We start from the raw sequence: 9,604 nt of genomic DNA, 5'->3' as shown, positions 1-9,604 counted from the left end.
AGATGTGATGGTGGCGTACGAGTCTCGTTCGCAGGATCGGGTGCCGCAGTGGCGTCCGCTGGAGGTGCAGTATGCGGATTTCGCGCTGTGGCAGCGTGCCGTACTGGGGTCGGAGGAAGACCCAGGTTCCGTCGCGTCCGAACAGACCTCGTACTGGCAACACACTCTTGCCGGGCTCCCGGAACAATTGAATCTGCCGTCCGACCGCCAACGACCCGCGCAACAGAGTTTCCGTGGTCGCACCGTTCGATTCACGATCGATACGAGACTGCACGACGATCTCGTTTTGTTGTCGCGGGCGACGAACGCAACATTGTTCATGACCGTGCACGCTGCACTGGCAGTACTGCTGGCGCGGCTGTCGGGGACGAGCGACGTCGCTGTGGGTACTCCGATCGCAGGGCGAGGCGCGCGTGAGCTGGACGACCTGATCGGCATGTTCGTCAATACGTTGGTGCTGCGTTCGGAGGTGGATCGTGCAGCGTCGTTCGACGAGTTGTTGGCGGCGACGCGGATGGGTGATCTGGGTGCTTTCGCGCATTCGGATGTTCCGTTCGAGCGGTTGGTGGAGGTGCTCAATCCGGCTCGTTCGATGGGCCGAAACCCGCTGTTCCAGGTGGGGTTGACGTTCCAGAATCTTGCACAGTCGGATTTCGAGTTGGCTGGATTGCGTGTCGGTTCTGTCGACGTCGAGATGTCTTTGGCGAAGACGGACCTCCAGCTGACTCTGCACGACCGATACGGCGACGATGGCGCGGCGGCCGGAATTGCGGCCGAATTCACTTATGCGACCGACCTTTTCGATGAGTCGACGGTGGCCGGCTTTGCGGATAAGTTCGTGGCGGTGCTCGAGGCTGTGGTCGCGGATTCGAGTGTTGCGGTGGGTGATATTCCTGTCGTCACCGAGTCGGAGCTGCACGAGTTGGTGGTGGGGCGCAATGCGACGGCGGTGGTCGTCGACGAGGTGTTGCTGTTGGACGGTTTCGATGCGCGGGTGGCGGCGGCTCCGGATGCGCTGGCGATCTCGTTCGAGGGTGCGTCGTTGACGTATGGCGAATTCGACGAGCGGGTCAATCGGTTGGCGCGGTACCTGGTGGGGATCGGCGTCGGACCGGAGTCGTTGGTGGGTCTGGCGATGCGACGGTCGATCGACCTGGTGGTCGGGATGTATGCCATCGTGCGTGCCGGTGGTGCGTATGTTCCGCTCGACCCCGATCACCCGGTCGAGCGGATCGCGCACATCGTCGAGACGGCCGATCCTGTGTGCGTACTGACCAACGCTGCCGACCGAGGCGACTTCGGCACCGACATCCGCGTGGTCGACGTCTCCGAAGTGGACTTGGCCGGGGTATCGGGCTCGATCGTCGCAGCGTCCGAACTCCGCGGCGAAATCAGGCCGCACTCGCCCGCGTACGTCATATTCACCTCGGGCTCTACGGGTCGACCGAAGGGTGTGGCGGTGTCGCACAGGGCCATCGTCAACCAGCTCGTCTGGATGGCGGATTTTTACGGGTTGACGGCCGATGATGTCTATCTGCAGAAGACGGCCACAACGTTCGATGTGTCGCTGTGGGGTTATTTCCTGCCGTTGCGGTCCGGTGGTCGGTTGGTGGTGGCGACTCCTGATGGTCATCGGGATCCGGTGTATGTGGCGGAGACGATTGCTGCGGAGTCGGTGACGGTGACCGATTTCGTTCCGTCGATGTTGACGGTGTTCGCGGCGTATGCGCCGCCGGCGTCGGTGCAGTCGTTGCGGCACGTGTTCGTGATCGGCGAGGCGTTACCGGTGGAGACGGTGGCCGATTTCCGGCGGATCAGTGCGGCGGGTGTGCACAATTTGTACGGTCCGACGGAAGCTGCTGTGTCGGTGACGTATTGGCAGGCGCCGTCGTCGGGTGTGGGGTTGTCGGGGGTGCCGATCGGGGTGCCGGAGGCCAATGTTCGGGTGTATGTGCTCGATGCTCGGTTGCATCCGGTGCCGGTGGGTGTGCCGGGTGAGTTGTATCTGGCGGGTCCGCAGTTGGCGCGCGGCTATGTGTCACGTCCGGATTTGACGGTGGATCGTTTTGTGGCGGATCCGTTTGCGTCCTCGGTGGGGGAGCGGATGTACCGAACGGGTGACCTGGTGTTCTGGAACCAGGACGGCCTTCTGGGCTACATCGGCCGCACCGATTTCCAGGTGAAGTTCCGTGGCCAGCGCATCGAGTTGGGTGAGATCGACAGCGCGTTGTTGAGCCAGGAATCGGTGTCGCAGGCCGCAGCGGCGGTCGTGGCCACGGCCACCGGCGATCAGCTGGCGGCATACGTGGTTCCCACCCCCGGTGTGGTCATCGACGGCAACGAACTGACCGACGGGATCGCCGCGATCCTGCCGTCGTACATGGTGCCGTCGGCGGTCGTGGTTCTCGATGCGTTTCCGTTGAATACCTCGGGCAAGCTCGACCGTAAAGCACTTCCGGTGCCCACCTTCGAGGTGCGGGAGTTCCGTGCGCCGACCACCCGGGCCGAGGAGGTTGTGGCGGGGGTGTTCGCCGACGTGCTCGGGGTGGAGCGGGTCGGTCTCGATGACGATTTCTTCGCTCTGGGCGGCAACTCACTGATCGCCACCCAGCTGGTTGCGAAGCTTGCCGAGGCCAGCGGTGTCGATGTCCGTCTGCCATGGCTTTTCACCACGCCTGGTGTCGAGGCGTTGGCCGACCGTCTCGAAGCGGGCAACGAGACGCACGGGGAGTCAGCGTTGCGGACCGTTCTTCCGCTGCGCAGCGACGGCGATGCGTCTCCGTTGTTCTGCATCCATCCGATGGACGGGTTGGCGTTCTGCTACGCGGGGCTGGTCAACTTCGTTGCGCCGAACCGCCCGATCTACGGTGTGCAATCTCCGGCCCTCACCGAGAATTCGGGCCCGCAGTCCATCGACGAGTACGCCGACCGGTACGTGCGCGAAATCCTCGCGACGCAGCCGGAGGGTCCGTATTCGCTTCTGGGATGGTCTCTCGGCGGCGTGATCGCTCATGCGGTCGCGGTGAAACTGCAGGCCGACGGACTGCGAGTGGACAACCTCGTGATCGTGGACAGCGTGCTCGAGACCGATATGGACCTGTTCCGATCCGAGATCAAGCAAGGTCTTGCCGATCTGGGCGTCGACGCCCCGGCAGGCGACGAGTTCGACGACATCACCCTCGAACAGGCCGACGTCCTCCTGCGGGCGTTCCGCGGCGACCTGGTCTCGATCACGGCGGAGCAAATGGTCACCGTCGCGCAGAGCGCAGTACGAAGTCCGAGGCTCATCACGGAGTACGAGCCCGGTGTATTCAGCGGGGACGTGCTCTACTTCGGTGCGCAGCACGATCGTCCGAACGAAGCCGATGGTGCTCGGGTGTGGGAACCCTACGTGAACGGTCGCGTGGAAAACCACGTCGTGCCCGGCTCCCATACCGAGATGATGTCGACACCGGGACTGTCCGTGATAGGCCCGATCGTTGGCGATCGGCTGGATTGAGACCGGTCGGGTACCGACCGAGACAAGCGAAAGGCCCCGGCAATTTTCTCGCCGGGGCCTTTCGCGAAGGGCTACGCACTTCTTTGTCAGCAGGGAGCAGGATTCGATTCGCCGTAGGCGGGGTCCAGCGCGACCTTCACCATGTACAGAGGCGCGGGATCACGGATCAATCCTTCGTGCGTCGTCGTGGCGGCAGGGCACACATCTTGCACCCACCTGTTCTGGACGATGGCGGTCCCGTTGTCGTTCAGGAACGCGCCCTCCGGCGGCGTCGACACCTCATCGGCGTGCGTTGCGATCGCTGTGTATTCGACACCGGGCTCGACCTCGCTGCCGGAGTTCAGGCTGGCCAGAATAGGAGAGCCGATCAGTTGCTGTGCACCTGCGGGACCGAACCAGAACGGGGTGACGAGTCGACCGGGCAGACCGAATGCCTCGAGGTCGGCGGTCATTGCTTGAAGCCCGCCGAACGACGTGCCGTGATTGGTCGCCCCGAGAGAGATCAAGGAGTGCACTACGTTGCGCTCCGGATCCTCCGGGTCGCTCCCGCCGTCGAATTTCATGTATTGCCTGGCCAGCATTCCTCCCTGCGAATGTCCGACCAGATCGACCTGCGGCGCTCCCGTGGCGTCCCGAACCGATTGAACGAACGTCGCGAGCTCCTTCGACGATTGGGTGATGTCACCTGCGCCCCATACGACCGTGTTGGGGTCCAACAGGCGCGGGACGGCACCGTAATTGACGGCGAATACGCAGTAGCCGAGATCTTGGAGTTCGGGTGCCAGAACTGTCCAGGCAGTGCTGTCCATGCCGGTTCCATGAATCAGGACTACAGGACGAGGGTGCTCTTCCGAGGGCTTGCAGCTCCAGTCGTTCGCGCCGGCCACCTGCGGCTGTACGAGATTCGCAGGCAACTGCACCTCGACGGGCTGGGCTGAGGCGGCGAACTGTGACGCCGCAGAAACGACCAGTACGGCCGTGACAGTGGCGGCAGCGCGGGCGAACGTGCGAATCATGAGGCTTCGATACTCCTGGCGTCAAGCGATCCGGCGTTACCGGAAGGAAACCCAGGTGTCATCCTCGAGAGATGTCGCCGGGCGAACGCCAATACAGTACCCGTTAGTTATGTGTTGCTTTTTGTGCCTTGTCAGAATCACGGCTGTTCTGTCGTGATCGTTGGGCGATCGGCTAACTTGGTGCGGCGGAGTGCTCAGCGGACTTGTCGGCAGTCCGCGTCGCTGTGTGAGTCCGGATGGGCAAGACCCGCCGAGTCGTGGGAGCCAGTAGTCGGCGAACGGAGTATCGCCCACGTTGCGGGTCGTACGGCAGATGCAGTAGCCAGAGGAAGGCATGGAACCACCACCGAAGCTTCAGTGATTTCTGCAGGGTCTCGGTGTTGCGGCCGTGCAGTTCGTACGTGACCGAAATCGCATCGAGGTACGAGGTGAATTCGGAGGGCGGGGTCAAAGCACGGCGCGGCGATATATCCACCATCAGATCGGTCAGTTGCATGATTCGGCCACCTGCTGCGTCGACGCACAGAGCCAAATCCAGATCTTCGTGGATGTCGTCTCTGCAACTCACGGAATGCTCTACGGCATTCCATGCATCTCGGCGAAGAGCCATGTTCGCGCCGTGCAAGTTCGGAAATTTCTGTATTCCTCCGAAATGTCCTTTTTCGACCTGCTTTTGGACCCAGTGCCCTTTGAGGGTTCGGAAAGGTGAATCGTAGGAATTGTTGAGACCGGTGACTGCCGCTACGTCCGACTCTGGGTTTGCGGCGAAATACTGGACAATTTGCCGGGCCCAATCCGGTCGCACGCGGGTATCTGCATCGACCCTGCCGAGCAACTCGCCGGTAGCGACGCGAAACCCCGCGTCACGTGCGTATACAACGCCGGGTTCGGATTCGGAGATCAGCCGAACCATGGGGTTTTCTCGCTGAACGGATCGGACGATATCCACGGTTGCGTCGGATGAATTATTATCGACGACGATCAATTCGTGAATGTATTCGGATTGTTCGAGCAGCGCGGAGAGGCACGGTCCTATGTAATCTTCTTCGTCGAAAGCTGGAATGATCACCGATAGCGTGGGCGCTGTCATTTACCCAACGATATCCACCTGATGCACACGCGTCAAAGATTTTTTTTCGATAATTAGCGGGTTCACGGACGATTCGAGACAGGCCGAACCGGGGAATTACCCAGTTCGGTTCGGTCGAGTCTTGATTCGGTGGTCCGCGGGACGAGGACCGAGTGGTTCGACTGCTTGTAGTGATCGCGCGCACACCATGCTGCATCCGTCGTGACGGCCTTCGCTCACTGCAGGTCACCAAGTGAAGGCTCGATAGCCGAAGCCACCGCGCAGTTCGCCGGCCCGAAGCCATACCGCGCGAACCCACAGGCCCCTCGGCAACCTGGTGATCACCACTGGTACCAACGGGTTGCGGACTGCGAGCTCGATCCAGGCGAGCACGACCTTGGACAGGTGGACCGGCGGACACCCCCTGGGTCGGTACACTCCGCGCAGCATCGTGGACCCGTAACCCAGTCGGAACGATTGCGCCATGAGCGGACGCAGACGGCTGCGGAGTCGATAGTCGACTCGGACTTCCGGGTCGAACCCGAGGGTGTACCCCTCCAACTGAGCACGCCAACTGAACTCCACGTCCTGGCTTGCCCTGAACGAGTTGTCCATTCCGTCGAGCGCCTCGTAGACCGTTTTCCAGCAACCCATGCTGGCACCGATTGCGAAAGGTAGAAACGCCGATTTTCCTTGTTCGGTCGGTGCCGGAGTCGGAGTCCACTTCAAGGCGTTCTCACAATTGATCCTCGATGCGTCGAGTGCAGTTCCCACCACATCCGCGTTCTGCGCCAGCTCGACCAGGCTCGAGATCCAGCCGGGCCGGACCACGTCGTCCGCATCGCAGAATGCCAGGAAGTCGTGGGCAGCCACTCGTGCGCCCTCGTTGCGGGCGTGAGCGGCACCGGCGAGTCGAGCGGAGTCGACGTAACGGACCGGCGGTCCGACGGTGGCGGCCAGGCCGTGCACACGTTCGGCCAACCGAGGATCACCCCGGTTGTCGGAGACGATCACCTCGACGGGGCCGGGGTAGTCCTGCTCCGTCAGTGCGGAGAGTTGCTCGGCCAGATATCGATCGAAGCCGCCTACTGGAATGATCACCGAGACGGACGGTGTGGGACGTGTCACGTGGGCAGCGTACGAGTCCTTCACTGCAAAAGCGAACGTGCGCACTGTTGGCCATTGTTTCGACACCCGGCCACCGATGCTCGTCGGGTCACCCCGTGGCGGACGCCTTCTTGTAACCGCGGATTGCGGGGATCAGGAACACAACTGCCATTCCGAGTGACCACGCAAGAGTGTGCAACACCGGCGTCAGGACCGGACCACCCATTGCCAGGTTTCGCATTGCATCGACCGCCACCGACATCGGCTGTGCCGCGACGACCGGTTGAAGCCAAGGCGGGTAGGCGAGCACGGGTACGAACCCGGCGTTGAAGAACATCAACAGCGTGCAGAAGATCGACACCACTTCCACCAGCGGTGCATCGCCGGCGACTGTGGCCAGGAACGTGATCATGACTGCGAAGCCGATACCGAACACGACCGGAATCAGGAGCAACAAGATGCCGGCTTGAAGTCCCTGCGTGAATCTGAACCCCAAGGCCACACCGGCAGTGATGATGACCGTGGTGGTCACGAGCACCCGAACTGCCTCGGCGATCATTCTGCCCAGCAGACCGGCCGCCCGGTGAGTGGGGGTTGTCCAGAACCGCGACAACAAACCCGACTTTCGTTCGCCCTTGAGGCCGACAGCGCTGACTATGGACCCGAACATGGCTCCGACCAGGGCGATCATCGGCACCTGGCCGTAGATCGCCGGCGATCCGGTGGCCGCGGAAATCGAGTTCCCGAGCACGACACGAAACATGACCAGCATCAACGCGGGGTATAGCAACGCTTGAATCATCGTCGACGGATCGCGCATCCATCGCATCAGAAGTCGCTTGGCCTGGATCAGGCTATGGGTCCCGAGAGCACGGATGGAGCCTTCCGGCAGGGCCCTGTTGGGTTCGGGAAAGGTCAAGTTCGATACGCGCGTGGTGTTCACCGACGCTTCGGACATCGTCATCTCGGACTCGTCATTCTGGTCTCGAGCTCGCCCAGATGGCGAGCGGGACGAAGAACAGGATCAGGCCGGCCACCCAGGCGAGGGATGGCCACAAAACCTGGAAACTGACTCCGCCCTCGGCCATGTCCCGCATCGCGAACGAGAACTGAGAAATCGGCTGATTGCGAACGAACGGTCGGATGAGTTCCGGGAAACCGCTCTCCGGAACGAATCCGCACGAGGCCATGCCGAGGATGAGCTGGGGGAGCGTCAACACCTGGCTGGTCGCCTCGGGACTCTTCGACAGTGTTCCGATCGCGTCGGCACCGATCGACAACGTAGTGCTGATCAGCATGGCGAGCGCGCAGAACAACAGAGCCTGAGCGAATCCTGCAGTGAAGCGGAAACCGATCACGTAGCCGAAACCGAGGGCTGATACGAGCGAGACCACCGAGCGGACGACGCCGCTCGAGATACGCGCGACCAGCGGGACACCACGCACGACGGGCATGGTCTTCAAGCGAGAATTGAGTCCGCTCATCGCCTCCATCGATGCCCTTTGTGCGGCGGAAATGGCGGTGAACGCCATTGCCTGCAGCACGATGATCGGCATCAGGAACTGCGCGTAGTCGATGCCCTGTAGGCCCATCACGAACTTCAACGGCAGGTAGAAGCCGATGGTGAAGATCAGCGGAGCGATGACCGCGACCAGCAACTCACCCTGGGTCAGCATGGTCCAGAGCGCGCGACCGGTGAGAGCCTGCCACTGCACGAAGCCGGACGGCTTGGTCCTCGAACGCCGTTTCGGCTGCTGCGTCGTCGATCCGGCCGCGGTTCGCGGCGCCGTGACCGTGTGTGTCTTCGCTACTCCTCGCGTTGTGGCCGTCATGGGGTCGTACTCGTCTGAGAGTGACCGGTCAGGGTGAGGAACACGTCGTCGAGCGAGGGTCGCCGCAGTGCGATGTCGGCCAGCACGATGCCCTCTGCGTCGACGCGGCGCAGGATCTCGGACAGCGTCGCTGCTCCGTCGGGCGCAGGCACGGAGAGCCGGTCGGAGCTTGCGGTGATCTCGGCATGTACGGCGGCTGGAACCATGTCACCCAGCGCGGCGGCGGCGGCTCGAAGCTGACCAGGATCGAGAGGAACGACCTCGCAGTAGCTACCACCGGTCATGGCCTTGAGCTGATCCGACGTGCCCTCGGCGATGACCGTGCCCTTGTCGATGACGATGATGTTGTCGCTGAGGACGTCCGCCTCTTCGAGGTACTGCGTGGTCAACAGCACGGTGATGCCCTGCGCCTTGAGTGCCTCGACGAGCGACCACACACCTTGCCGACTGCGTGGGTCGAGTCCGGTGGTCGGCTCGTCGAGGAACACGACCTCCGGACGCACGACCAGGCCACATGCGATGTCGATTCGGCGACGCATGCCGCCGGAGTACCCACGTACGGGCCGCTTGCCTGTGTCCGAGAGATCGAACTCGTCGAGCAGGGCCTTGGCGCGGGTCTTCGCGGCTTTCTTGTCCAGACCCATGAGACGGCCGAAGAGTTCGATGTTCTCGCGGCCCGACAGGGTGTCGTCGAGGGCTGCGTACTGCCCGGTCATCATGATCGAGCGTCGTACCGCCGGGGCATCGGCGGCCACGTCGTGGCCTGCGACGAAGGCTCTGCCGCTGTCCGGTGCGATGAGGGTCGAGAGCACCTTCACGGTCGTGGTCTTGCCGGCACCGTTGGGGCCGAGAATGCCCAGTACGGTTCCTCGCTCGGCGGAGAAGCTGATGCCGCGCAGCGCATGCACATCGCCGAAGGACTTGTGCACGTCCTCCACGTGTACGGCTGCGTGTTGAGCTGACGACATCGAATCTCCGAGCTGTTGGGACGAATGGTCGGACCGGACTTATGGGTCGAGGGCCACTACTTGATACCGGAATTCCCCGGAAATGTTACCTGCGGGTCAAGGCCGGGTGAGCT

7 protein-coding genes are annotated in these 9,604 nt (G+C 62.5%); 1 reads left to right on the top strand and 6 read right to left on the bottom strand.

What is annotated here, in order from left to right; translation table 11 throughout:
- Positions 1–3,499: non-ribosomal peptide synthetase (locus CH291_RS01085; RefSeq protein WP_143545862.1), on the top strand; the 3,499-nt coding region annotated here is incomplete at its 5' end.
- An 86-nt stretch (positions 3,500–3,585) separates the two neighbouring features.
- On the opposite strand, the gene CH291_RS01080 is transcribed toward CH291_RS01085, so the two are convergent.
- The 6 genes from CH291_RS01080 to CH291_RS01055 form a co-directional block, all read right to left on the bottom strand.
- The gene (locus tag CH291_RS01080; protein ID WP_373455100.1) at positions 3,586–4,512 is read right to left on the bottom strand and encodes an esterase/lipase family protein; all 927 of its coding nucleotides are present in this window, start codon (positions 4,510–4,512) and stop codon (positions 3,586–3,588) included.
- Between the two features lie 175 nt (positions 4,513–4,687).
- Positions 4,688–5,605 carry a glycosyltransferase gene (locus CH291_RS01075; RefSeq protein ID WP_094686487.1) on the bottom strand — a complete coding sequence of 306 codons (918 nt, stop codon included), beginning with the start codon at positions 5,603–5,605 and terminating at the stop codon, positions 4,688–4,690.
- Between the two features lie 225 nt (positions 5,606–5,830).
- Positions 5,831–6,712: a glycosyltransferase gene (locus tag CH291_RS01070; protein ID WP_179276412.1), complete on the bottom strand. Its 882-nt coding sequence runs from the start codon at positions 6,710–6,712 to the stop codon at positions 5,831–5,833.
- 88 nt (positions 6,713–6,800) lie between these two features.
- Complete coding sequence (locus CH291_RS01065; protein WP_094686485.1) at positions 6,801–7,655, bottom strand: ABC transporter permease; 855 nt, start codon at positions 7,653–7,655, stop codon at positions 6,801–6,803.
- Positions 7,656–7,665: 10 nt separating this feature from the next.
- A complete protein-coding gene (locus tag CH291_RS01060) occupies positions 7,666–8,523 on the bottom strand; it encodes an ABC transporter permease (RefSeq protein ID WP_094686484.1) in 858 nt (285 codons plus the stop codon).
- On the bottom strand, positions 8,520–9,491 hold the full coding sequence (locus tag CH291_RS01055) for an ATP-binding cassette domain-containing protein (protein ID WP_094686483.1): 972 nt from the start codon (positions 9,489–9,491) through the stop codon (positions 8,520–8,522). The genes CH291_RS01060 and CH291_RS01055 overlap by 4 nt, the downstream gene beginning before the upstream one ends.
- Positions 9,492–9,604 lie beyond the last annotated feature (113 nt).

The sequence above is a fragment of the Rhodococcus sp. 14-1411-2a genome, from assembly GCF_002259485.1.
GTDB lineage: Bacteria > Actinomycetota > Actinomycetes > Mycobacteriales > Mycobacteriaceae > Rhodococcoides.
Note: the sequence above shows the minus strand (reverse complement) of the source record. Positions and strands in the feature narration are given on the sequence as shown.